Source organism: Cupriavidus numazuensis (assembly GCF_905397435.1).
GTDB lineage: Bacteria > Pseudomonadota > Gammaproteobacteria > Burkholderiales > Burkholderiaceae > Cupriavidus > Cupriavidus numazuensis.
Window position 1 is genome coordinate 1 of sequence record NZ_CAJPVI010000071.1, and the last position, 22,129, is coordinate 22,129.

Annotated in this window: 21 protein-coding genes; 6 read left to right on the top strand and 15 right to left on the bottom strand. The window is 66.2% G+C overall.

The genetic code is table 11. From position 1 onward, the window contains the following. Nucleotides 1-87 precede the first annotated feature (87 nt). The 5 genes from KHO41_RS35805 to KHO41_RS35825 form a co-directional block, all read right to left on the bottom strand. On the bottom strand, nucleotides 88-525 hold the full coding sequence (locus KHO41_RS35805) for an MBL fold metallo-hydrolase (protein ID WP_244874186.1): 438 nt from the start codon (nucleotides 523-525) through the stop codon (nucleotides 88-90). 334 nt (nucleotides 526-859) lie between these two features. Continuing rightward, nucleotides 860-2,608, bottom strand: coding sequence for a tannase/feruloyl esterase family alpha/beta hydrolase (locus KHO41_RS35810; RefSeq protein ID WP_211957964.1), 1,749 nt, complete (start codon nucleotides 2,606-2,608; stop codon nucleotides 860-862). Nucleotides 2,609-3,002: 394 nt separating this feature from the next. Next, a complete protein-coding gene (dmpE, locus tag KHO41_RS35815; RefSeq protein WP_211957965.1) occupies nucleotides 3,003-3,785 on the bottom strand; it encodes a 2-oxopent-4-enoate hydratase in 783 nt (260 codons plus the stop codon). Between the two features lie 58 nt (nucleotides 3,786-3,843). Then, on the bottom strand, nucleotides 3,844-5,418 hold the full coding sequence (locus tag KHO41_RS35820) for a DUF1302 domain-containing protein (protein WP_211957966.1): 1,575 nt from the start codon (nucleotides 5,416-5,418) through the stop codon (nucleotides 3,844-3,846). Nucleotides 5,419-5,553: 135 nt separating this feature from the next. Next, nucleotides 5,554-6,342, bottom strand: a complete 789-nt coding sequence (locus KHO41_RS35825; protein WP_211957967.1) for an SDR family oxidoreductase — start codon at nucleotides 6,340-6,342, stop codon at nucleotides 5,554-5,556. A gap of 128 nt (nucleotides 6,343-6,470) precedes the next feature. On the opposite strand from KHO41_RS35825, the gene KHO41_RS35830 reads away from it, so the two are divergent. The 5 genes from KHO41_RS35830 to KHO41_RS35850 all read left to right on the top strand — a co-directional run bounded on the left by KHO41_RS35830 (nucleotide 6,471) and on the right by KHO41_RS35850 (nucleotide 9,539). Next, entirely contained in the window at nucleotides 6,471-7,352 is an 882-nt protein-coding gene (locus KHO41_RS35830) for an alpha/beta fold hydrolase (protein WP_211957968.1), read from the top strand. A 19-nt stretch (nucleotides 7,353-7,371) separates the two neighbouring features. Continuing rightward, on the top strand, nucleotides 7,372-7,749 hold the full coding sequence (locus KHO41_RS35835) for a nuclear transport factor 2 family protein (protein WP_211957994.1): 378 nt from the start codon (nucleotides 7,372-7,374) through the stop codon (nucleotides 7,747-7,749). Between the two features lie 13 nt (nucleotides 7,750-7,762). After that, nucleotides 7,763-8,389: a TetR family transcriptional regulator gene (locus tag KHO41_RS35840; protein WP_211957969.1), complete on the top strand. Its 627-nt coding sequence runs from the start codon at nucleotides 7,763-7,765 to the stop codon at nucleotides 8,387-8,389. Between the two features lie 81 nt (nucleotides 8,390-8,470). Next, complete coding sequence (locus tag KHO41_RS35845) at nucleotides 8,471-8,701, top strand: hypothetical protein (RefSeq protein WP_211957970.1); 231 nt, start codon at nucleotides 8,471-8,473, stop codon at nucleotides 8,699-8,701. 46 nt (nucleotides 8,702-8,747) lie between these two features. After that, nucleotides 8,748-9,539, top strand: coding sequence for an SDR family oxidoreductase (locus KHO41_RS35850; protein ID WP_211957971.1), 792 nt, complete (start codon nucleotides 8,748-8,750; stop codon nucleotides 9,537-9,539). 221 nt (nucleotides 9,540-9,760) lie between these two features. Here KHO41_RS35850 and KHO41_RS35855 read toward each other — a convergent pair whose 3' ends face one another. Next, nucleotides 9,761-10,225, bottom strand: coding sequence for an SRPBCC domain-containing protein (locus tag KHO41_RS35855; RefSeq protein ID WP_211957972.1), 465 nt, complete (start codon nucleotides 10,223-10,225; stop codon nucleotides 9,761-9,763). A 216-nt stretch (nucleotides 10,226-10,441) separates the two neighbouring features. On the opposite strand from KHO41_RS35855, the gene KHO41_RS35860 reads away from it, so the two are divergent. Then, entirely contained in the window at nucleotides 10,442-11,824 is a 1,383-nt protein-coding gene (locus KHO41_RS35860; RefSeq protein ID WP_211957973.1) for a DUF1329 domain-containing protein, read from the top strand. A gap of 242 nt (nucleotides 11,825-12,066) precedes the next feature. On the opposite strand, the gene KHO41_RS35865 is transcribed toward KHO41_RS35860, so the two are convergent. Genes KHO41_RS35865 through KHO41_RS35905 form a run of 9 tightly spaced genes read right to left on the bottom strand, consistent with a single transcriptional unit; the run spans nucleotide 12,067 to nucleotide 22,054 of the window. Then, nucleotides 12,067-13,074 (bottom strand): acyl-CoA dehydrogenase family protein, encoded by a 1,008-nt coding sequence (locus KHO41_RS35865; protein ID WP_211957974.1) that lies wholly within the window; start codon nucleotides 13,072-13,074, stop codon nucleotides 12,067-12,069. An 11-nt stretch (nucleotides 13,075-13,085) separates the two neighbouring features. Further along, a complete protein-coding gene (locus tag KHO41_RS35870; protein ID WP_211957975.1) occupies nucleotides 13,086-14,243 on the bottom strand; it encodes an acyl-CoA dehydrogenase family protein in 1,158 nt (385 codons plus the stop codon). Between the two features lie 28 nt (nucleotides 14,244-14,271). Next, nucleotides 14,272-15,045, bottom strand: coding sequence for an enoyl-CoA hydratase/isomerase family protein (locus tag KHO41_RS35875; protein ID WP_211957976.1), 774 nt, complete (start codon nucleotides 15,043-15,045; stop codon nucleotides 14,272-14,274). Nucleotides 15,046-15,102: 57 nt separating this feature from the next. Then, complete coding sequence (locus KHO41_RS35880) at nucleotides 15,103-16,125, bottom strand: NAD(P)H-dependent flavin oxidoreductase (protein ID WP_211957977.1); 1,023 nt, start codon at nucleotides 16,123-16,125, stop codon at nucleotides 15,103-15,105. After that, a complete protein-coding gene (locus tag KHO41_RS35885) occupies nucleotides 16,122-17,675 on the bottom strand; it encodes an acyl-CoA synthetase (protein ID WP_211957978.1) in 1,554 nt (517 codons plus the stop codon). The genes KHO41_RS35880 and KHO41_RS35885 overlap by 4 nt, the downstream gene beginning before the upstream one ends. Nucleotides 17,676-17,689: 14 nt before the next feature. Then, nucleotides 17,690-18,619, bottom strand: a complete 930-nt coding sequence (locus KHO41_RS35890) for an SDR family oxidoreductase (RefSeq protein ID WP_211957979.1) — start codon at nucleotides 18,617-18,619, stop codon at nucleotides 17,690-17,692. A gap of 57 nt (nucleotides 18,620-18,676) precedes the next feature. Beyond that, the gene (locus KHO41_RS35895; protein ID WP_211957980.1) at nucleotides 18,677-19,669 is read right to left on the bottom strand and encodes a tripartite tricarboxylate transporter substrate binding protein; all 993 of its coding nucleotides are present in this window, start codon (nucleotides 19,667-19,669) and stop codon (nucleotides 18,677-18,679) included. Between the two features lie 28 nt (nucleotides 19,670-19,697). Then, the gene (locus KHO41_RS35900; RefSeq protein WP_211957981.1) at nucleotides 19,698-20,885 is read right to left on the bottom strand and encodes a lipid-transfer protein; all 1,188 of its coding nucleotides are present in this window, start codon (nucleotides 20,883-20,885) and stop codon (nucleotides 19,698-19,700) included. A gap of 29 nt (nucleotides 20,886-20,914) precedes the next feature. Next, nucleotides 20,915-22,054, bottom strand: a complete 1,140-nt coding sequence (locus KHO41_RS35905; protein WP_211957982.1) for an acyl-CoA dehydrogenase family protein — start codon at nucleotides 22,052-22,054, stop codon at nucleotides 20,915-20,917. Between the last annotated feature and the right edge of the window lie 75 nt (nucleotides 22,055-22,129).

The following is a 22,129-nucleotide window of genomic DNA, read 5'->3' on the forward strand; positions in this document are numbered from 1 at the left end:
TTGCCACGCTGGCGAGGCAAGCAGTGTTCAATCTGTCGATATTGGGCTTCGGTGATTTCCATCACCGAAGCATACAACTAAATCAAATTAGTGTGAACAGGCCCTAGGAAAGGTCGGGGCCCAGCGGTTGTCCTGCCAGGTGGTGTTCCAACCGACATGATCGGCATGCAGGTGTGTCATGACCACATGCGTGACTTTCTCCGGGGGCGCGCCGGCCGCGATCATCCACTCGCGCACCAGCGTGTTGAGCATGTTCATGCGCGCGATGCCGGCGCGAGGCTTGAAGTTGCCCACGCCGGTATCGACCACGATGATATTGTCGCCGGCATGCACCACCCAGAACTGGATCGTCACGATCAGCTTGTTCATATGGGGCATCCAGTGATGCGGCGCCATCCAGTCCGCGTTGGCGTCCAGCACGCCGCGGTCGATGTCGGGAAAGAGAAAGGCAGGATCGTGCGTCGGGCCCGCGTACTCGAGGATGCGGGTGATCTTGAGGTCGCCGACGGTACGCGTTTGCATCATGTGCCTTGTCTCCATTGTCAGAGGGTGCTGCTGTCAACTTCCTGAAGCGCTCGGGGGTTGGGGCAGCGGTTGTCGGCGTACAGGATCGGCGAATTCTTCACCTCCGCAAATTTCCCAATTCGAAAGGGGGCTTTCACGCGGCTTTATGCGCTGGCCAGCCACGGGAGAAAAGTATGGACTGCGGCAGTTCGCACGTCCAAGACCTATGATGTCTCAACCCATACCTGCCAAGTATGGGTCGGTGGAGTCAAGCATGGGAGCGTGCGGACCCACGTGCTGTGGTGCTGGCGGTTAAAGCAGGGGCCGCCCGCGATGGCCGGCCCCTGCCATGGCGTCACTGCGTGGCGCAGGTAAAGCTCGCCGCCGCGTTGACGTCGCCGGAGCCGTTGTACTTCGGCCAGCTCGGATACTCGCAAAGCGGACGTGTCCGACCTTGCACACCAACCGTGTCCGTCACCGTCAGCGAGGCAGGCGCCGTGTTCTTTTCAACCCAGTTTTCCAGCGCTGTCAGCGAGTCCCACGAAGCATTGAACACCGAGCTCACCGCATGGCCATAGCCAGGGATCTCGTAATAGCGCATGAACGTGCTCACGTTGCCCGCGCCCATCGTGCTCTGCACCCGCGTGAAATACTCTTCCGTCGAGCGCGTGCTGACCAGTGCGTCTGACATGCCGTGTGCCATCAGGATCTTGCCGCCCTTGTTCCTGAACGCGGACAAGTCGGTCTTGTTGACGTCCTGGATGCCGGCGAGCTGGCTGATGCGGTCCTGCCACGAGCCCGGGTTCTGCGGGTCGAGCGTGAGCGAGTTGAAAGTCGGGTCACGCGTCACGAAGTAGCGCGCCCACTGGTCCCAGAACACGCTTCCGTACGGGGCAGTCGTCGGCATCGGGTTGGCCGGGGCATCGAGGTTGAGCGCCAGCGCGATGACCGTGGCCTGTACGGAGGCATTCCCGGCGATGCCGAGATCCGCGCCCCAGACGTTGAAGCCCGGATAATGCGTTTCTCCGCTGCCCAGCGCATAGCCGAACACGATCTCGGAGTTATAGACCTTCAGCGCGTTGATCTGCGCGTCCGACAGGCAAGTGTCGCCGGTATCGGCACCGTTGGCGCAGCGTACCGGCTGGCCGTTCAGCATTGCCGTTGACGGGTCGAAGTTGGTATTGCACGCAGAAACATTGCTGATCAGGCCGTCCTTCACACCGTCGAGGTTGTCGCAGGCGGCAATCGCAGCGTCATAGAGCACCTTGCGCTTGGCCTGGTTCGGATAAGCGCCCGGCGCGGCCAGCGCACGGGTGATGCGGCCAAACTGCAGGTCCAGGCTCGCGGCATTCCAGGCAGGGTAGAGCACGATGGCGCCATCCCAGTCCTGGGGCCAGCGCTGCACCACTGCCAGCGCTTCGCGGCCGCCGCTCGAGCCACCCGCGAAATAGGCTTTCTTCGGGCCATCGGCGGAATAGTGCATCTGGATCAGCGCGACCGCGACGTCGCGGGTCTTCTTGAGCGCGTCGCCGGCGAAATTGCGCAAGGCTTCGTCATTGGTGCCGAACGAACCGTCGCGGCTGCCGAGCGCGCCGGCCTGGTGGCCGGAATCGCTGGCGAACGTGGCATAGCCGCGCGCAAGCGGCGTGGGCTGGTCAGTCGGGCCGGCGGGCACATTGCCTGCCGTGTTGGGGATGGTGCCGTCGTAGCCGCCGCCGCCGAACATGACCACCTTCTGGTTCCAGCTCGCCGGCATGTCGACTTCGAACTTGATCGCCGGCGCCGTCGGATCAACCGAGGTAATCGTGCCGGTCACCTTGCAATACTCGCCGGTGCCAAGCTGGCCGCCGCCCGAGGCCGGTACCTTGACCGCATCGGTCACGGTCGCGCCCTTGGTCGGCAAGCCGATGTTGCTGGCGGAAACGGTCTTGCCGGGCATGTTTTCGCACGACACCGGGGTCGCCGGGTGCTCATTTCCGGCATGGTCGTCGTCACCACCTCCGCCGCCGCAGGCAGATAGCACCAGCACGGCGGCAGTGGCAAGGACGTGGGGTGCCAGTCGTATAGTTGCTGGCAAAGTTCTGCATCCAATGTCTTTTGACATTTGTGTTCTCCAGGTGTCTCCAGAAATGGGATAGGCCACGGTATCGCCCGGCGAGATCCCGCGTGTACGTCTGCATTCGTCATGCCAGACGCAGTGCCTGCCTGGAAGTGGAGCAGGAAATATGCAGCAGATTTCCTATGTGGTGCACGAGTACCGATGCATGTGCCGGCTTATTTGCCCGATGCGCATGTTGGGCTGGAGCTTTTTCAAAGGCCTGAAGAATTCGCCTTTGCCCTGTGCAGGTCGATCACGCGGAGTAATAGGCGGCGCGTCGTGGTGCAGTATTTACAAAGCTCCGGTCGCGCGGGGGACCGGCTTCCAGCATCGAGTTGGAGGAATCCTCGCGTTGCAGCAACGCCGCGTCGAGCGTTGCTGCGTGCGGGTAGTGTGCGCTTCAGATGAATTGTGCGGTGCAGCCACCGATGCCACTGATCTGCATGGACAGCCGGTCGCCCGCCTGCACCGGAATCAACGCTGCCAGCGAGCCCGACAGAATGGTTTCGCCCGCCAGCAGCGGAATGCCGAAGCTGCCCAGCGTGTTGGCCAGCCACGCCACGGCATCGGCGGGGTGGCCCAGCGCGGCGCTGCCGAGCCCGGTGGCGATGCATTCGCCGTTCTTTTCGAGCGTCATGGCGCACGCAGCCAGGTCGAGTGCGTGCGGGCTGACACGCTCGTCGCCGAGCACGTAGACCCCGCACGAGGCGTTGTCGGCAACCGTGTCTTCGATGCGGATGCGCCAGTCGCGGATACGGGAATCGACGATCTCGAAGCATGCCGCGACCGACTCGGTGGCATCGAGCACATCGTCGCGCGTGACGCCGGGTCCGCGCAGATCGCGCCGCAGGAAGAACGCGATCTCGCCTTCGGCGCGCGGCTGGATCAGCATGTCGGTGGGAATCGGCTGTCCTTCGGCATAGTGCATGCTCTGCAGCAGGATGCCGAAATCAGGCTGGTGGACATCGAGCATCTGCTGCACGGCCTGGCTGGTCACGCCGATCTTCTTGCCCGTGATGCGGTCGCCGCCCGCGAGCCGGTGCGCAATGAAGCCTTGCTGGATGCGGTAGGCGTCGCCGATGCCCAGGCCCAGTCCGCGGCCGCTCAGGGGCGGCACCGGCGAGCGCGTGACAAGCGCATGGTGAAGTTCGTTGCTGAGCGTGGTGATCAGGTCGGCAGTCATGGGGGAGGGGATTTCAAGCGATGCAGCCGCGGCGGCATGCCGCCGCGGCGCGTACAGGTCAGAAGGAGTACTTGGCGTTGAAGGCCACGTAGTCGCGGTCAGACAGAGGACGGTTGGCGATGCTGGCGCCGCCGATGAACGCGGCGTAGGTCAGGTTGAGTTCCAGGTTGTTCAGGTACTTGAACGTGAGGCCAACGCTGGCGCGCTTGTCGCCGTACCCCATCAGCGTGCCGAACGCGCCGGCAACGGCAGCGTTGCCGCTGAACTGCTGCGCATACGTGAGCGGTACCGTCAGGTCCCAGCCGTCGAACACGTTGTTGTACGTGAGCGACCAGCCGACCTGGAATGCTGCGGAATTGCGCGTGTTCGACAGCTTGTCGAAGCCCATCACCGAATCCACGCCGAGCACGTGCAGATAGGCGATTTCACCGAGCAGCGACTGCGAGTTGGCCAGGAAGGTCGGCCCGATCGCATAGATCGCCGACAGCTGTGCTTGCAGCGCCTTGCCGCGCGATGCGGTGGGCGACCCGGCCACGTCGACCAGCATCGGTACGCCGTCCTTGTAGCTGATTTCACCCGCGACGTTGGCGCCGGCCAGCTGCGTCGAGAAGCTGGCACCGGTCAGGTTGATGCCGCCGAAGTACTTCTGCTGGTACTGCAGCGTCGGGAACAGCGAGGTCACGACGCTCGGATTCTTGTCGTGATAGCGCAGTTGGTAGAGGCCGATCTCGGTGTCTTCGAACACACGGAAGCGCCCGCCGATACCCCACTGGCCCCAGTCGGACGGCGAGATATCGGGGCCGCGCGGAATGCGGAAGCCCGGCCCGATGATGAACTCGGCGCCCGGACCGACGATGTCGGACGTGCTGAAGTAGCTGCCCGGCGCGAAGATCTGGTTCGGCTTGAAGGTGAACTGGTAATAGCCCATCAGGCTGAATGCCGGCGTGACCTGCCACTGCACTGAGGCCTGCGGCACCGGCAGCAGGATGTCCTTCACCTCCGCGCCCGGCACGAAGGCCTTGGTCGCATCCGCAGGCCCTTGCGCGCCGGCGATGTTGGCGAAGAACAGGCTTTCGCCCCAGGCCACCACCTGGTTGCCGAGCTTGAAACTGAGCTGAGTGCTTTCGATCGGCACCGCACCGTAGACATAGGCATCGAGCAGCTGCGCGCGGGACTCGTGGTAGTCGCGCGCGGAACCGGTGAACTCGTTGAACGGGCCGCTGTGGTTGACCGTGCCCGGCGCGTTGTTCGAGTTGGTGCCGCTGTAGGCCCAGTCGTAGAACACGCTGCCGCGCACCAGCGCGCCGAACGCGTCGTGCTTGACGTGGGCTTCGCCCAGCAGCGAAACGCGGTTGGCGGTCATATCGCCGCGCTTGAAGTTGCGGTTGCCGTCGTCGCCGTTGATGTTGGCCGGGCTTAGCAGCGTGTTGCTTTGGGTACCGGTGCGCACGGCAGCGCCGTAGCTGGCCGTGACGCTGTAGTCGAGCGTGGTGTCGTGGCCGAGATCGATGGTTTCTCCTGCCTGGGCGCCTGACGACAGCAAAGCGGCCAGGGCCGCCGCAGCGGCGATCGGCCGCAGCTTGCGGAAGCGCCCTGGTTTCGCCGGCAGTGGGCAGGATCGTGGAATGTGCATGGTTGTCTCCCCTTGGTATCGGTGATGGTTCATTGCCTGACACTTCGATTAGCGCTCGCTAGGCGCAAGCGTAGAGAGGGGCGGCGGTGCACAAATCGGCAGAACGGACTAGGCGGATTCCCCAAGCCGCAGCGCTCAGGAATGGTTCACCGATGCAGCACCCAGAAATGCCGGCCGCTCGCCGCCACCGTCGATGACGAGGTTCGCGCCCGACACATAGGACGCGTGCGGCGAGGCGAAGAACAGGCAGGCGCTGGCAATGTCCTGCGGACTAGCAAGCCGGCCCAGCGGCACGGTTTCAGCCACTTCACGCAGCGCTTCCGGATCACCGTAGTGCTGCTGCTGCGACGTCTCCGTCAGCACCAGCCCCGGGCTCACGGCAACGACGCGCACCTTGGGCGCCCATTCCACGGCCAGCGTGCGTACCGCGTTGAGGATGCCGGCCTTGGCGGCGCCATAGGCCGCGGTGCCCGGCGACGGCCGCAGCGCGCTGATACTGCCGATGAAAAGCTGCGTGCCGCCCGTTGCCTGCTGCTGCATGCGCGCGTTGGTACGTTGCGCCAGTTGCAGAGGTGCCACAAGGTTCAGGCGGATCACCGATTCAAGCAGCCGCGGCGAGGCGTCGGCGGCCATCGCAAAGGGCGAGCCGCCGGCATTGTGGACCACCACGTCGAGCGTCGGGCTGTCCTGCGCAATCTGCGCGAGCATGGCATCGACCTGCTCCATATCGCGAATGTCGGCCGCGATGAAGTGCGCTTCGCGGCCGTCGGCACGCGGCAGTTCGTCACGGCTTGCAGGCACGGTGCGCCCACATACCCAGACCTGCGCCCCGGCACGCAGAAAGGCCTCGCTGATGGCGCGGCCGATGCCGCGCATGCCGCCCGTTACCAGCACGGTCTGGCCGGTGTAGTCGAATTCCGTCATGGGTGCTCTCCCTGTCATTGGAGCGCCCATCGTAGGAGAAGCGGCCACGCCGATCGTAGTCCGAATGAACGATGCCCGGCGCGCGCGCGCCCAGCACTATCGTCGCCACTACAACGGGAGACGCCACCATGTCCGCTACGTCACAGCCGGCTACGCCAGCCGCCACGCCTTCGTCGCTGCACCCATCGCTGCCGGTCGGGCGCTTCACCACCACGGCCGCGGGCCTGCGGCTGCACTGCCTGGACACGGGCAGTGGCGAGCCCGTGGTATTCATCCACGGCAGCGGACCGGGCGCGAGCGGCCACAGCAACTTCCGCCACAACGTGCCGGCGTTAGGCGCGGCGGGCTTTCGCACGGTGGTAGTGGACCTGCCGGGCTACGGGCTGTCGTCCAAGCCGGATGACGTCGAATACACGCTGGACTTCTTCGTCGCCGCGCTGCGCGAGCAACTGCTGGCGCTGGAACTGCCGCGCTGCGTGCTGGTTGGCAATTCGCTCGGCGGCGCGATTGCGCTGCAATACGCGCTCGATTATCCCGAGCATGTCAGCCGGCTCGTGATGATGGCGCCCGGCGGTGTCGAAGAGCGCGAGACCTACTTCCAGATGGCGGGTATCCAGCGCATGGTGTCGCTGTTCACCGGCGGGCATATGAACCCTGACACCATGCGGCAACTGCTGCAGCTTCTGGTCCACGATGCCAGCCTTGTGACTGACGCGCTGGTCGACGAACGCATGGCGGTGTGCCGCGAGCAGCCGCGCGAGGTGCTGGCGACCATGCGCGTGCCGAACCTGACCGAGCGGCTTGGCGAGATCCAGTGCCCGGTGCTGGGCTTCTGGGGCACCGAAGACCAGTTCAATCCCGCCGGCGGCGCCATGAAGTTCCTCGCCGGCTGCGCCGATGCGCGGTTCGTGATGATCAACCGCTGCGGCCATTGGGTCATGGTCGAACACGCGGACTACTTCAACCGCGAATGCCTCGGCTTTCTTGCCGATACGGCACCGTCCCGCTGAACCGCTCAGGAGAACGATGATGGCTGACAACGCCGCCAGGAAAGCCACGCTGCTGCAATACGTGGAACGCTTCAATGCCGGAGACGCCCAGGGCGTTGCCGCACTGTATGCCGACGACGCGACCGTAGAGGACCCGGTCGGCGGGGAGGTGATTGCCGGACGCGACGCGATCCTTGCGTTCTACCGGCACACCACCTCGCTGGGCGCGCGGCTGGAGGTGATGGCGCCACCGCGCGGTTCGCATGGCGATGCCGCCGCGCTGACATTCTCGGTCCATGTCCGCATGGAAGGGCGTCCGGCCCGCATCGACGTGACCGACGTCATGACCTTCGGCGCCGATGGTCGCATCCGCAGCATGCGGGCCTACTGGGGACCGGACGATCTTCACTTTGTATAAGACGCGCGCAGCCATGGGCCGGCGCCGCCGCGAGGATGCGGCCGTCACGCGCGAACGCGTCCTTGCCAGTGCCTGGCAGGTCATCCGCGAGCGCGGCGCGCACTGTGTCACGCTGGAGGAGGTCGCGCGCACCATAGGCATGACGCGAGGCGCCATCTACGGGCATTTCCGGTCCCGTGCCGAACTGTTCAGCGCGTTGCTGTCCAGTGCCGAGGCCGAGATTTCGCTGCGGCTCGCGCGTTGCGATGCGGATGCGCCGGGGCAGCTCGAGCGCTTGCTTGCAGCGCTGCTCGATGGCGATGCGCTGGCGCCGCATGCCAACCTGCTGTCTGCGGTGGTGCAGCACCGCTGCACGGAAGACTGCGAGCTCTGCCCGCTGCGCGCCCATGTGCAGCAGCGCGCCGAATATGCGTGCGAACGACTGAGGGCATGGCTGCCCGATCCGCAGCGCGCGAACCTGCTGGTGGCGCACCTGTGGGGCTTGCTGAGCGCGCAGTCGCTGTCGCTGGCGCCGTCGAGCCTGGCGCATTGCGCCGCACCGCTGGCGCGGCTGTACGCGGGCGCCGATCTGCTGCTGGCATCTCCCCAATGTGCAGCAGTTGCCACTGCCGCGCGGGCGCCGGTGCGGGATACCCCCTAGTCTGCTTGGACGAATCGGGCACCCGTTCCACTGACTACGATCCACTCACAGCCTCGCAAAAAGGGCGGACGGGAGACAGCGATGAAGCGGACTCGGTGGTTGGCGGCGCTTGGTGCCGGCATGGCGGCCGGTGTGGCGGTGGGCCTGGCAACGGGCGGATCGGGCCTGTTTGCCGGCCGCGACGAGCCGGGCGAACACCGTGCCGGCATCTTCGTGTCGGCCGACGCCGGCCGCGAGGCCTGCGACGACGCCTGCGTACGCAGCCGCGGCGTCGCAGCGCTGACGGTGCTGGGCCAGCGGCCGGCACCGTGATGTCTTCTTGCCAGTCCAATTCATTCTTCAAGTACGGAAACACACCATGACAACTGCGGTCATCACCGGTGCCGCGTCAGGCATGGGCGCGGCCATTCGCCAGCGCCTGCTTGACACCGGCTGCCGGGTCATCGGCATCGACCTGCGCGACGCGCAGATCCAAGCCGACCTTTCCACGCCGGAGGGCCGCGCCGCGGCGATCGACGGCGCGCTGTCGCAGTCCGGCGGCAAGATCGACAAGCTGATCTGCTGCGCCGGCGTGGGCCCGCACGTCGATCCCGCCACGCTGGTGGCATCCGTCAACTACTTCGGTGTGGTGGCGCTGCTCGACGGGCTGTTCGAAGCCTTGCGGCAGGGCACCGATCCATGCGCCGTGGTGGTGTCATCGAACTCGGCCACGCTGCAATCGTGGGCGGGCAGCCCGCTGCGCGATGCCTATTTGCGCGGCGACGAGGCCGGCGTGCATGCGCTGGTGCGTGCCGCGGCAGCGGACGACGTCACGCGCGATCAGTCCGGCTACGTGGCATATGCCAGCGCCAAGAACGCCGTGGCCGCCGCCGCGCGGCACCGCGCCGCAGTGTGGGGCAGGGCCGGCGTGCGCCTGAACGTAGTGGCACCCGGTGCGGTGCAGACGCCGCTGCTACAGGCGGGCCTGGACGATCCGCGCTATGGCGATGCGATTCGCGATTTCCTGCCGCCGATGGGCCGGCGCGCGCAGCCGGAAGAGGTGGCCTCGCTGATCGAATTCCTGTGCAGCCCGCAGGCTTCCTACATGCACGGCAACGTCGTCTTCATCGATGGCGGCGTCGACGCGGTACAGCGGCCACTCGATTTCTGATTAACGACAAAGCTGGCGCACCAGCTTGTTTGCTCCCCTCTCCCGCTTGCGGGAGAGGGGTTGGGGGAGAGGGCAAGCGCATGGCAAGCACCATGACGCATCACTTCGTGGCGACTCCTGCCCTCTCCCCCGCCCCTCTCCCATAAATGGGAGAGGGGAGACAACAGTCGCTGCTTTTGACGTTGTCAGCAACCTCAGGCGAGCGCGAAGCGCTCGCCTTATTACCGTTGCGCGTGAAGGGCCTCGGCACGCGTCTTGACATCGCGCGCCACCTGGTCGAAGCCTTGCTTCACCCAGGCACCGTGCTCGCGCATGATGGTGTCGGCGTTCAGCCCCAGGAAGAGGTCCGTGGTGAAGTAGCGGCTGCGTGCGGTGCCGATGGCCTGCACGTACTGGTCGCGCCGCGCGGCATCCTTGTTCTCGTCGGTGGGGCGCTGCTCCCATGACAGCAGCCGTTCCGGCTCCCATGCCACCAGGTATTCGTTGACGGGAATCACCTGCTCGGTGCCCGGGATGCGTACCTGCATATGCACCATATCGCCCAGCCGGCCGGTGGTCTCCAGGCCCGGGCAGAAGGTGTTCCATTCCGCATAGCGCCCGAAGTCGGTCAGTACTTCCCACACCAGCGATGCGGGTGCGTTGATGTCGACGTGGATCGACGTAACGAGATTCTCTGCCTTGGCCATCTGCTCCTCCTTTTGCGCCGGCCGTTTGCCCGCCGGCGTGGATTGACTCGTGCCGGCACATGCCGGCCGCCCGATGCTATGGCGGCGCCGCGCGCGTTCGCATACTCCGAACGGACGAGTCCGAGCGGACGAAGCCGCTAGCGCAGCGGCAGGGCAAATTGGTGCCACGCTGCGCGCGATGGCAGCGGGCACGACAAAACTTTCCAGGAGACAGACGTGAAAGCCCGACCACTGAAGATTCTGTTGCACGCCGGCGTGCTGGCGGCCGGCGCCCTGGCCGTCACGATGGCCACGGCGAAGATTACCCAGGACGACCTCAAGCAACTGGACGGCAACCTCACGCCGCTGGGCGCGGAGCGCGCCGCCAACAAGGACGGCACCATTCCCGCGTGGACGGGCAAGTGGCTGGGCGCGCCCACGGGGCTCGCCTACAAGCCCGGCGAACGCTACCCGGACCCGTATGCCGATGAAAAGCCGCTGTATGTCATCACTGCGCAGAACATGGCGCAGTACGACAAGCAGCTGACTGAAGGCATGAAGGCGCTGTTCAAGAAGTTCCCGGAAACGTTCAAGCTGCCGGTCTACGCCACGCATCGCGACTTCCGCTATGACGACGGCACCTACAAGGCGATCCGCACCTATGCGCCCCAGATCGAAATGCTCGGCGAAGGCAATGGCGTGAAGAACAGCCCGCCCACCGTGCCATACCCGATTCCCAAGACCGGGCTGGAACTGCTGTGGAACCTGCGCTTCGCTTCGGCGATCGAGAGCGAGCGCGCGGTCTACGACCAGGCCGTGGTCTACGCCGACGGAAAAATCGCCTGGGGCAAGGTCAAGTACGAGATCTGGTCGCCCAAGGACAACCAGCACTTCGACGGCAAGGCGGCGCTGAATACGCGCACGTTCTACCGCATGTACACCGAACTGCCGCTGCGCGACCGCGGCTCGATCCTCACGGGCTTTAGCCTCTACGACAGCGCCGAACCGGACACCAACCGCGCCTGGTCCTACAACCCGGGCACGCGCCGCGTGCGCCAGGCGCCAGAGTATGGCTATGACCAGCCGTTCGGCCCCGGTGGCTTCCGCACGGTGGATGACGACCACTTCTTCAACGGCTCGCCGGAGCGCTATGACTGGAAGATCGTCGGCAAGCGCGAGCTCTACGTGCCGTACAACAACTACCGCATGAGCTCGCCGTCGATCAAGTACCAGGACCTGCTGACCAAGGGCCATGCAGACTCGACCAACATGCGCTACGAGCTGCACCGCGTATGGGTGCTGGAAGCCACGCTCAAGCAAGGTTTCCGCCACCAGTACGCCAAGCGCATCATCTATATCGACGAGGATTCGTGGTACGGCGTGCTGGCGGACAACTACGACAGCCGTGGCCAGCTCTGGCGCACCAACATCCAGGCTAACGTCTATGCCTACGATGCGAAGCGCTTCTACCCCACCGCGGTGTTCTACCACGACCTGATCTCGGGCGCCTACCTGGCGGACCGGTTGACCAACGAAGGTCAGCCGCCGCGGCTGAACAGCGAGCCGAAATACGTAGAAGCCTATTTTTCGCCGGATGCCGCGCGGGGGGCGGGGAACTGAATCTCCATGAGCTGTGAGCTTGGGGCCGATCATCTTTGATGGTCGGTCTTTTTTTTATTGCTGATCTGCGGGGAGGGGTGTCTTAGCGAACGGAAAGCGCCAGGCCCCGGGACACGAGATGTCTGGGGAGGGCAATGGCGGTATCCGTTCGCAAGTCGGGGCTACAGGCATTGCGTCGCCACTGCTTCCTTCACCCCCTCTTCACCCACAAGGCCACCGGACGCCTCGTTATGGAATGAACGTCAGTTTGGCAAAGCTGCCGGCAGGGCCACGCTTCTGACAAATTCCACAATCGACATCTCCCCGGCAAGCCATGCGTCGCCGACGGCAGGAGCCCAGCAAGCCTCCGATCCATGTGCCCCCCGCCATTCATGCAGCCGGCGCGTGAACAGTTGCAGATCGTATTCCTCGGTCACTCCGATCGCGCCATGCAACGCATGTGCGGTGGCGGCCACCAGTTGCGCCGCCTCGCTGCTGCGCGTCTTGGCGATGGCAGCGGGCAGCCGCGCCGGTTGCGTGCCGTCGGCGCAGAAGGCGAGCTCTGCGGCTACCGTGGCGGCGGCGATGTGTTCCGCCATGACGGCCAGCTGATGCTGGATGGCCTGGTACTTGCCGATGGCCTTGCCGAACTGCGAACGGTCCTGGCAGTACCGCAACGTCATGTCCCCCACGCGCGCGGCGGCGCCGGCGATCAGCGCAGCGTGCAGCGCGGCACCCCAGGCCTGTACTTCGCCGGACGTCACACCGGGCAGCGGTACGGCTGCATGGCCCGGCGGCCAGCGCAGCGACGCGCACTGGCTGCCGCGCACGCCGGTCGCTTCGCGTTGCGCGTGGCGGCAGTCGAGCAGCAGCAGCCCATCGGGGCCGCCGGCGAGCACGTGGTCGGCGATCGTGCCGAAGGGCGTGTAGGCGCAGACAAGCGTGCCATCGGCATCGTACCGGCACGACTGGGCGAGCGTGATCATTCCGGTCGGCACTTCGGCGCCCGCGCGCGCGAGCAGCGCGCGGGCGGCGATGCTCTGCGCGAGCGGCACCGGCACCGCGTGTCGGCCGATGGTGGTGAGGATCGGGAAGAGATCGGGCAGGCCGAGCCCCGCGCCGCCGGCCTGCTCGGTGGCGAGCAGCTCCAGGAAGCCGGCATCGGCCAGCGCCTGCCAGGCAGGCCTGGCGTTGCCGGTGTTCTCGATGGCGCGGATGGCCGATGGTGTGAACTGGTCTTGCAGGATGGCTTCGATGGCTTCTACGAACATGGCAACTCTCCTTAGCGCAGGCCCAGGCTGCGCGCGATCATGCCGCGCAGGATCTCGCGCGTGCCGCCGCGCAGCGAGAAGGTCGGCGAGATCTGGCTCAGATAGGCAACGGTGCGGTAAAGCTCGGCATCTGCCGGCGCGTCGGGGTCGGCGGACATGGCGGCCTCGATGCAGGCGGGAATCGCCTGCTCGATCTCGGTGCCGAGATCCTTGACGACCGCAGCCTCCACGACAGGACTTTCATGCCGCGCGAGCTTGGCCGTCACCGCCACCGACATGCTGCGCAGCGTGGCGATATGCGCGGCGAAGCGGCCCAGCGCGGCCGACTGCTCGCGCGTGGCGCCGTGGCGGCGCAACTGGCTGGCCCACAGGTCGAGCAGCACGATGCTGGAGTAGATGCGCTCCGGTCCGCTTCGCTCGAACGCGAGTTCTGCGTTGACCTGCTCCCAGCCGCTGCCTTCCGCACCGACCAGCGCGTCTTCGCCCAGTTCGACATTGTCGAAGATCACCTCGCAGAAATGCGCGTCGCCGGTCAGGTCGTGGATCGGGCGGATGGTGACGCCCGGCAGCGACAGGTCGACGATGATTTGCGAGAGTCCCTTTTGCTTGTCCTCCGGCGCGCCCGACGTGCGGACCAGCGCAATCATGAACTGGCAATGGTGCGCGTTGGTAGTCCAGATCTTCTGGCCGTTCAGGCGCCAGCCGCTTTCGGTGCGGACCGCGCGGCTGCGCACGCTGGCCAGGTCGGACCCGGAGTTCGGCTCGCTCATGCCGATGCAGAAGAATGCCTCGCCGCGGCAGATGCGCGGCAGGTAAGTCTGCTTCTGGTGCTCGCTGCCGTAGCGCAGGATCAGCGGCCCGCTCTGGCGGTCGGCGATCCAGTGCGCGGCGACCGGCGCGCCGGCACTCAGCAGTTCCTCGACCAGCACGAAGCGGCGGAAGGCGTCGAGCCCCGCGCCGCCGCACGCCGGTGGCAGCGTCAGCCCGACCCAGCCGCGCGCGGCCAGGCGGCGGCTGAATTCGGCATCGAAGCCCATCCACGAACGCGCGCGCCGGTCGGCCGGCGCGGGCGGCTGGTGCTCGGCCAGGAATTGCCTGACCTCGGTACGGAAGGCCTCGGCTTCCGGCGGAAGCTGCGCCAGGCGGAAGGTCTCTAACAGGTGGTTCACGTTGGACTCCTTTGCAATGCCGCGGCTATTACTTGCCGGTGAATACCGCTTCGCGGCGCGCCGCGGTGGCGGCGACGCCCTCTGCAAAGTCGGCGGTCCGGACCTGCCATTCCTGCTCCGACGCTTCGTGGTCCACGGCCGCCAGGACGGCGTCCGCAAGTCCCTGGCGGAGCGTGGCTCGCGTCGACATCAGGGCCAGTGGCGCCGATGCGGCGATGTCGTGCGCCAGCGCCACGGCGTGCGCGAGCACCTCGCCATCGGGAGCCAGCACGTCGGCAAGGCCGATCTCGACCGCCTTGCGGCCATCGATGCGCTTGCCGGTGAAGAGCAGCATTGCCGCTTGCTGGGGACCGACAAGGCGCGGCAGCGTGACCGACAGCCCAAAGCCGGGATGAATGCCGAGCCGGTTGAAGTTGACGGCGAAGCGCGCGGCCTCGCAGGTGACGCGGAAATCAGCCACCAGCGCCAGTCCCGCGCCGCCGCCAATGGCCGGGCCATGCACCGCGGCAACGATGGGCTTGCGCGTGGCGAACAGACGCACGGCATGGCGGTACAGCCGGCGCGGCATCTGCGGATCGGTCGGGCCGCCGGAGAAATCCGCGCCCGCGCAGAACGCCTTCCCCTGCGACGCCAGGACGATGGCGCGGCACGAAGCATCGTCGTCGAGCTGCTCGAAGACTGCCACCAGATGCCCGATCAGCGTCTCGTCGAAGTAGTTGTAAGGCGGCCGTGCCAGTTCCACGATGGCAATGTGCCCATCGCGGCGCACGGTGACGTCGGAATGGTCATGATTGGTTTGCATGGGTGTTTCCTTTATTCGTTGGGGGAAGATCCCCGCGGTCAATTGCGGTGCATCGCATCAGGCCATCGCGGTCTGGCCGACGCACGACGTGCCGGTCGTGTGGCGGAATTTCGCGGCCGCTTGCCGGGCATCGGCCATGAGCCTGTCGACGATGGCCGCGGCAGGCTCGATCCTGTCTGCGAATCCGCCCGCCGGTCCCAGCGATACGATGCCGTCTTCGACGTCGCCGGCTTCATACACACGTGAGCGCGTGCGGGCCGACAGGATCAGGTCGCCAAACTCGGCATGCGTGCGCGCGCCCTGTGCTTCGCGCTGCTGCACCGCTCGCGCGGTGTCATTGGCGAGCACACGCCAGGTATCGCCAAGCGTGTCGAGGATGGTGACCGAGCAATGCTCGTCGGCCGCCACGATGCGGGCCTTCAACGCGCCATGCGCGACGACTTCCTCGGCCACCATGAAGCGGCTTCCCATCACCACGCCATCGGCGCCCATCGCCAGCGCCGCCGCGATCTGGCGCCCACTGCCGATCCCGCCGCCGATCACCAGCGGGAGCCGGATGCGGTCGAGCGCGAAAGCGCCGTTGACGAAGGCCGACAGCTTGTTCGCGCCCGGATGCCCGCCTTCCTCCAGTCCGACCAGCGCCACCGCGTCCACGCCGAGCCGCTCGGCTGACAACGCATGGCGCACGCTCGGGCACTTGTGGATCAGCACGCCGCCGCCGCGCTGGATCGGCCCGACTAGTTCGGCCGGCGAATTGCCCGCGCTCTCGAAATGACGCACGCCTTCGTCGAGTGCAATGCGGATCCATTCCTGCACGGCATCGTTGTGGCCGGCACGCCGCGCGAGCGTGAGGTTGATGCCGAACGGGCGGCCGCCGGTCAGCTCGCGGCAGCGCCGCAGGTCCTGCCGCAGCGCGTCCGGGGTGGCGAACGAGCGCGCGGTGATGAAACCCATTGCGCCGGCGTTGACCACGGCGGCCACCACGCCGGACTCGCCGAGGTGATGCATGCCGCCCAGCAACAGCGGATGGCGGATGCCGAACAGTTCGGTCAGCCGCGTGCGGAACGGCGCGGCGGTCATGGTGCCTTCCAGTACCGCTCGCGCAGCGATGCCTTGTACAGCTTGCCGGTCGGCAGGCGCGGCATCGTGTCGATGAAATCGACCGAGCGGGGCACCATGTACTTCGCCACCTTCGTGCGCAGGTAGGCGAGCAGCGCCTCGGCCAGTTCCGGGCTTGGCGCTACGCCTGCGGCGGGCTCGACCACTGCCTTGACTTCCTCGCCCATCTCCGCGTTCGGCACGCCGATCACCGCTGCGTCGCCCACGCTCGGATGGATGACCAGCGCGTCTTCGATCGCCTGCGGATAGATGTTGACGCCGCCCGAGATGATCATGAACGCCTTGCGGTCGGTCAGGTACAGGTAGCCTTCGGCATCGACGCGCCCGACGTCGCCGACCGCGGTCCAGGTCGGATGGCGCGGATGCTGTGCGGCGCGGGTCTTCTCCGGATCGTTGTGGTAGTGGAACGGCAACGTGTCGCGCTCGAAGTACACCGTCCCGGTCTCGCCGGCGGGCAATTCATTGCCGTCGTCGTCGCAGATGCGGATCTGGCCGAGCAGCGCCTTGCCCACCGAGCCGGGATGGGCGAGCCATTCGTGCGTATCGAGCGAGGTCGAACCGTTGCCCTCGGTCGCTGCGTAGTACTCGTGAAGGATCGGACCCCACCAGTCGATCATCTCGCGCTTGGTTTCCTGCGGGCACGGCGCGGCGGCGTGGATGGCCACGCGGTGGCTCGACAGGTCGTAGGCCGAGCGCTGTGCGGCGTCCAGCTTCAGCATGCGGATGAACATCGTCGGCACCCATTGGCTGTGGGTGACGCGGTAGCGCTCGATCAGGCGCAGCGCATCCTCGGCGTCGAACTTGTCCATGAAGACGACCGTGCCGCCGCCGAACTGCGTCTCCAGCCCATAGCCGAGCGGCGCCGTGTGGTACAGCGGCGCGGGCGAAAGGTAGACAGTATCGGCGTTGAAGCCGTAGCGGTCGAATTGCGGCCGGCGCGCCGACCCGGAGCCTTCGGTGACCTTGCCGGCCGGCTGCGCGCGGATGATGCCCTTGGGGCGGCCTGTGGTGCCCGAGCTGTACACCATCGTGGCACCCAGCCATTCATCGGCGAGCCGCTCGGCGGGGTATGCCGCGACGGCTTCTTCGTAGCTTTCCCAGCCCGGAATGGTCCCGTCCACCATGAGTCGTGCACAGCCGGCGGGGATGAGGTCCCGCAACGGGTCGGCGAGCTCGCGCATCGCCCATGAGGTCACAACGGCACGCGCATTGCTGTCCGCGATGATATAGGCGGCTTCCGGCGCCGTGAGGTAGCGGTTGACAGGCGTAACCAGCAGGCCCGAACGCAGCGCTGCCCAGCACAGCTCGAAGCAGCGGATATTGTTCTCGAGCAGGATCGCGAAGTGGTCGCCGCGCCGCAGTCCCTGCGCATGCAGGTACTGGGCAAAGCGGTTCGACCGCTCTTCAAGTTCGCGATAGGTCAGCCGCTCACCGGTGGTGCCGTTGATGACGGCGGGCTTGTCTGGCGTCAGCGCGGCGTGGTCGCCGAGGAATTTTGGAATCATCGTCATGGCGTGTGTGCTGGTCAGGCCCGGGGAATTTCACCGGAGACATGGGCGTTGGGGGCGGCCTGGCGCACGAGTGCGGGGATCTGCGCGCCAAGCTCGGCTGCGTCCCAGCGGCCGTGCTTCTCGATGCTCGGGCCGGCGTGCCAGCCTTCGGCCACGACAATGCGGCCTCCACGCACGCCAAACACACGGCCGGTAATGTCGCCCGACGCTTCGCTGCCCAGCCACGCGACCAAAGGGGCGACGTTGGCCGGATCGAGCTGGTCGAATCCCTCGGGGGACGCCTCCACGTGCTTGAAGTGATTGGCGGCGAACAGCGCCTCGGTCATCCGGCTCATGGCCGTCGGGTAGATAGCATTGACCGTCACGCCATAGCGGCCCAGTTCCTGCGCAGCGATGATCGACATGGTGGCGATGCCGCCCTTGGCCGCGCCATAGTTGGCCTGGCCCGGATTGCCGTAGAGCCCCGACGACGAACTGGTGTTGATCAGCCGCGCCGTGCGCTGCCGGCCTGCCTTGCTTTCGTCGCGCCAGTACGCGGCAGCGTGGCGCGACGGCGCGAACGTGCCGCGCAGGTGCACGCGGATGACCGCATCCCAGTCGTCTTCCGACATATTGGCGAGCGTGCGGTCGCGCAGGATGCCCGCGTTGTTGACCAGCACGTCGAGGCCGCCGAAGTGGTCGACGGCGGTGCGGATCATGCGATGGGCACCTTCCCAGTCGGCCACGTCGTCGAAGTTGGCGATGGCTTCGCCGCCCAGTGCCTCGATTTCAGCAACGACATCCATGGCCGGTGCGCTCGCCGCGCCCGAACCGTCGCTGCGTCCGCCGAGATCGTTCACAACCACCTTCGCGCCCTGGCGTGCGAACTCCAGCGCGTATTCGCGCCCTATGCCGCGCGCGGCGCCTGTGATGACGACGACCCGGTCTTTGCAAATCTGCTGCATGGTGTTTCCTTCCAATCGGTTTGCAGCCACGGCAGTCGGCCGCAGCTGCGGTCATCGTCAGCGCGCGCTGACGTCGTAGGTCTTGACCAGCGCGCCGTAGCGCGTGCGCTCGGCATCGATCATCTGGCTTGTCTGCCGTCCCGGCAGGGCCAGCACTTCGGCATAGGCCGTAGTGGTGGCGAAGGTCTTGAAGGCGGGTGACCTGATGGCCTGGAGCAGTGCCGCCTCCAGCTTTGCCGCGACAGGCTCGGGCGTCTTGCTGCTGACGCCGAAGCCAATCCAGACCGTCAGCTCGTATCCCGGTACACCGCTTTCCGCGACGGTCGGGACGTCCGGCAGTTCAGGGTGGCGCGCCTTGGTCGTGACCGCCAGCGCACGCAGCTTTCCTGCGCGGATCAGCGGCAGCGCGCCGCCGAGATCCAGCAGCGCCGCATCCACGGCCCCGCCCATCACGTCAGTCTGCACCTGCGAAGCGCCCTTGTAGGGAATGTGGTTGAACGTGACGCCGGACATCTGCTGCATCTGCAGTGCGCCGAGCCGGTAGTGGTAGCTGTAGTTCGCCAGGCTTACCGAGCGCGGCTTCTGTTTTGCGGCGGCCAGCAGGTCCGCGAACTTGCGGTACGGAGATGCCGGGCCAGTCACCAGCACCGACGTGGCGCGGATGGCTGCGGCCAGCGGGCGGATATCGCGCTTGGGGTCGTACGGCAGGTTGTCGTGCACCAGCGGGTTGATGACCATTGCGCTCGGCGAGATCATCAGCACGCTATAGCCACCGGCCGGGGCGTTGAGCATGCTCTGAATGGCGATCACGGTGTCGGCGCCGGGACGGTTCTCGACGATGGCCGGCTGGCCCAGCGCGATCCCGACGCGCTCGGCGACGAAGCGCGTGACCGTGTCGGAGCCGCTGCCCTGCGTCAGCGGCACGATAAAGCGCAGCGGTCGCGAGGGATAGTCGTCCGCCGCGCCGGCCGGCGCAGGGACGATGGCCGCGGCAACCGCGGCGCAAGCCAGGCCGAGGCCCAGCATGCGTGTGAAGAATGGCTGATTCATCTTGTCTCCTCCATGCGGCGCTGCGCGCTCAGTTTGAACCGTAGAGCGTCACCACGCAGGCGCCGCCAAGGCCGAGGTTGTGCTGCAATGCGAGCCTGGCGCCGGGCACCTGCCGCTGCTCGGCCGTGCCGCGCAGTTGATGGGTCAGTTCGAAGCATTGCGCGAGCCCGGTTGCGCCCAGCGGATGGCCTTTCGACATCAGTCCGCCCGACGGACCCACCACGACCTTTCCGCCATAGGTGTTGTCGCCGTCGCGTACAAACTTCTCGGCACCACCCTCGGGGCAGAAGCCCAGCGCCTCGTAGCTGATCACTTCGTTCTGCGCGAAGCAGTCGTGCAGTTCGCAGACGTCGATGTCCTCGGGGCCGATGCCGGCCTTTTCATAGACCTTGTTGGCCGCCGAGCGCGTCATGTGGGTACCGACGTAGTTCAGCATGGACGGGGGATCGAACGACGCGGGCGGATCGGTGGTGAGCGCCTGAGCCAGGATCTGCACATCGGTGCGCAGGCCGTACTTGCGGGCGAAGCGCTCGGACACGAGGATGGCCGCAGCGCCGCCGCAGGTCGGCGGACACGCCATCAGGCGAGTCATGACACCTGGCAGCAACACGGTGTCATTCATGACGTCTTCCGTGGTCAGCACCTTGCGGAACAGCGCGAGAGGGTTGTTCGCCGCGTGCCGGCTGGCCTTGGCGCGCACGGCGGCGAAGGTATCCATACCGGCGCCGTAGCGCTGCATGTACTCGCGGCCGGCGCCCCCGAATGTGCGCAGCGCCTGGGGCATGCCGTCCATGTCGGCGGTCAGACTGTGCATGATCGGCTGGAAGCGTGCGCGGGTCACGGGCCGGTCGGTCCAGTGCGACTTCAGCGCGCCAGCCTGCATTTGCTCGAAGCCCAGCGCCAGCACACAGTCAGCGTCGCCGGTGGCGATCGCCTGGCGCGCCAGGTAGAGCGCCGTCGATCCGGTCGAGCAGTTGTTGTTGACGTTGACGATGGGAATGCCCGTCATGCCGACTTCATATAGCGCGGTCTGGCCGCACGTGGAATCGCCGTAGACGTAGCCGGCGAATGCCTGCTGCACGTCCTCGTAGCCGATGCCCGCGTCGAGTAGCGCGCGGCGCGTGGCCTCGGCGCCCATCTCGGTATAGCTCGGGCTCGCGCCCGGCTTGGAAAAGGGGATCATGCCGACACCGGCAACCAGTACTTTTTCACTCATGATGACTCCAGGGTCTGGGGGTGCGTGGTTCAGAGTTTGCGTGCAATCAGGTCGCGCAAGACTTCGCTGGTGCCGCCAAAGATGCGCGTCACGCGCATGTCGACGAACGAGCGGGCGATCGGGTACTCGAGCATGTAGCCGTAGCCGCCGTGCAGTTGCACCATCTCGTCGACGCACTTCCACATGGTCTCGGTGGCGAACAGCTTGGCGATGGCCGCTTCCTGGAGCGTGAGCTTGCGCTCCATGTGCTGGGCGATGTAGTAGTCGATCATCGTGCGCACGGCGATGGCCTGTGCCTTGATGTCGGCCAGCTTGAACTTGGTGTTCTGGAAATCCCACACGGTCTGGCCGAACGCCTTGCGGTCCTTGACGTACTCGAGCGTGAGTTCGAGCTGACGCTCGAGGCGCGCGGCGCAGTAGACGCCGATGATCAGCCGCTCCTGCGGCAGTTCCTCCATCAGGTGGATAAAGCCGCCGTTCTCGACGCCGATCAGGTTGCTCGCCGGCACCCGCACGTTGTCGAAGAACAGTTCGGCGGTGTCGGCCGCGTGCTGCCCGACCTTTTCGAGCTTGCGGCCGCGCCGGAACCCTTCGCGGTCGGCTTCGACCATGATCAGGCTCACGCCCTTGGCACCGGCAGCGGGGTTGGTCTTGCAGACCACGACGATCAGGTCGGCGTTCAGCCCGTTGGAGATAAAGGTCTTGCTGCCGTTGATGACGAAGTCGTCGCCATCGCGCACGGCGGAGGTGCGGATCGATTTCAGGTCGGAGCCGGTTCCCGGCTCGGTCATGGCGATGGCAAGGATCTTTTCGCCGCGGCAGATTTCCGGCAGCCAGCGGCGCTTCTGCTCTTCAGTACCGAGGCGCACGATGTAAGGCGCGGTGATGTCGGAGTGGACCGAGAAGCTCGGGCCGGACACGCCGGAGCGGTGGTATTCCTCGGCCAGCACGGCGGCGTGGCCGAAGTCGCCGCCGCCACCACCGTATTCCTCCGGCACGGTGACGCACAGCAGGCCCTCGCGGCCGGCCTTCAGCCAGATGTCGCGGCCAACCTGGCCGGCCTTGTCCCACTCCGCCTGATGCGGCGCGCATTCGCTCTCGAAAAAGCGGCGCGCGGTGGCGCGGAACATCTCATGGTCGTCACGGTAGACGTTGCGCTGAATATCCACTGCTGATTCTCCCCATCCGTTGGCGGCACCGGATCGGTCCCGCGATGAGGACAGTGTGGGCGCGACGGAGGGGAA

Bases quoted from the DNA above. Each gene is read 5' to 3' on its own strand.
- KHO41_RS35830 (WP_211957968.1), top strand. From the start codon at position 6,471: ATGTCCGCTACGTCACAGCCGGCTACGCCAGCCGCCACGCCTTCGTCG.
- KHO41_RS35865 (WP_211957974.1), bottom strand. From the start codon at position 13,074: ATGTTCGTAGAAGCCATCGAAGCCATCCTGCAAGACCAGTTCACACCA.
- KHO41_RS35880 (WP_211957977.1), bottom strand. From the start codon at position 16,125: ATGACCGCCGCGCCGTTCCGCACGCGGCTGACCGAACTGTTCGGCATC.
- KHO41_RS35875 (WP_211957976.1), bottom strand. From the start codon at position 15,045: ATGCAAACCAATCATGACCATTCCGACGTCACCGTGCGCCGCGATGGG.
- KHO41_RS35885 (WP_211957978.1), bottom strand. From the start codon at position 17,675: ATGACGATGATTCCAAAATTCCTCGGCGACCACGCCGCGCTGACGCCA.
- KHO41_RS35810 (WP_211957964.1), bottom strand. From the start codon at position 2,608: ATGTCAAAAGACATTGGATGCAGAACTTTGCCAGCAACTATACGACTG.
- KHO41_RS35850 (WP_211957971.1), top strand. From the start codon at position 8,748: ATGACAACTGCGGTCATCACCGGTGCCGCGTCAGGCATGGGCGCGGCC.
- KHO41_RS35845 (WP_211957970.1), top strand. From the start codon at position 8,471: ATGAAGCGGACTCGGTGGTTGGCGGCGCTTGGTGCCGGCATGGCGGCC.
- KHO41_RS35900 (WP_211957981.1), bottom strand. From the start codon at position 20,885: ATGAGTGAAAAAGTACTGGTTGCCGGTGTCGGCATGATCCCCTTTTCC.
- KHO41_RS35825 (WP_211957967.1), bottom strand. From the start codon at position 6,342: ATGACGGAATTCGACTACACCGGCCAGACCGTGCTGGTAACGGGCGGC.
- KHO41_RS35820 (WP_211957966.1), bottom strand. From the start codon at position 5,418: ATGCACATTCCACGATCCTGCCCACTGCCGGCGAAACCAGGGCGCTTC.
- KHO41_RS35855 (WP_211957972.1), bottom strand. From the start codon at position 10,225: ATGGCCAAGGCAGAGAATCTCGTTACGTCGATCCACGTCGACATCAAC.
- KHO41_RS35840 (WP_211957969.1), top strand. From the start codon at position 7,763: ATGGGCCGGCGCCGCCGCGAGGATGCGGCCGTCACGCGCGAACGCGTC.
- KHO41_RS35805 (WP_244874186.1), bottom strand. From the start codon at position 525: ATGATGCAAACGCGTACCGTCGGCGACCTCAAGATCACCCGCATCCTC.
- KHO41_RS35835 (WP_211957994.1), top strand. From the start codon at position 7,372: ATGGCTGACAACGCCGCCAGGAAAGCCACGCTGCTGCAATACGTGGAA.
- KHO41_RS35895 (WP_211957980.1), bottom strand. From the start codon at position 19,669: ATGAATCAGCCATTCTTCACACGCATGCTGGGCCTCGGCCTGGCTTGC.
- dmpE (WP_211957965.1), bottom strand. From the start codon at position 3,785: ATGACTGCCGACCTGATCACCACGCTCAGCAACGAACTTCACCATGCG.
- KHO41_RS35890 (WP_211957979.1), bottom strand. From the start codon at position 18,619: ATGCAGCAGATTTGCAAAGACCGGGTCGTCGTCATCACAGGCGCCGCG.